The organism is Aquimarina hainanensis (genome assembly GCF_042684685.1).
GTDB classification, from domain to species: Bacteria; Bacteroidota; Bacteroidia; order Flavobacteriales; family Flavobacteriaceae; genus Aquimarina; species Aquimarina hainanensis.
Genome location: NZ_JBHULX010000026.1, coordinates 1 through 638, shown reverse-complemented (window position 1 = coordinate 638; position 638 = coordinate 1). Strand labels below are relative to the sequence as shown.

General features: G+C 36.5%; 1 rRNA gene. It reads right to left on the bottom strand.

The features are described 5' to 3' along the window. Positions 1-557: 557 nt before the first annotated feature. Positions 558-638, bottom strand: a 5S ribosomal RNA gene (rrf, locus tag ACFSTE_RS22835); the annotation flags it as partial.

The window sequence follows — 638 nt, the reverse complement described above, 5'->3', positions numbered from 1 at the left end:
TAAATACTTACTCCTTTAAAATCCCCGTTTTCAATGAACATCAGCCCCTCGGCTAAGCGGGTGCAAACATACAACCTTTTTCATATTCAGCAATACTTTTTTTGTGTTTTTTTTAAATTATTTAGCAATCCGCTATCAAACAAAAACTTAGCTTTATATAAAAAAGTTCCAGACTAAACCAAAGCGTAAAACAAATAATTACACCCCTGCTTCTTTTATACTATTTTTTTAGTCTCTCAGCCAATCCTATTCATCTTCTGCCATACTAAATATTAAAAACAATAGCTACATCCATCTAACCAGAAGTTGTTCTTAAGCTATAGCCTTGTCTATCCTTAGCCCTAAGCACCGCTTATTTTCCAGCCTTTATAGACCTTTATACTAAATTGTCCTCACTCTGATAAAACAACAGGATATCATAGCCTTTTTAAGCGATACTAAACGCTAAAAACAATCTCTTCTATAGGATGGGGTATTTAGGCTATAGGTAGTAAGTACGCCTACTGAGAACTATACAACAACAAAAATGCCCTTCATTAAACAATGAAGGGCATCAAAAAAGGCGGCGACCTACTCTCCCACAGTAGTAGTACCATCGGCGCTAACGGGCTTAACTGCTCTGTTCGGAATGGTAAGAG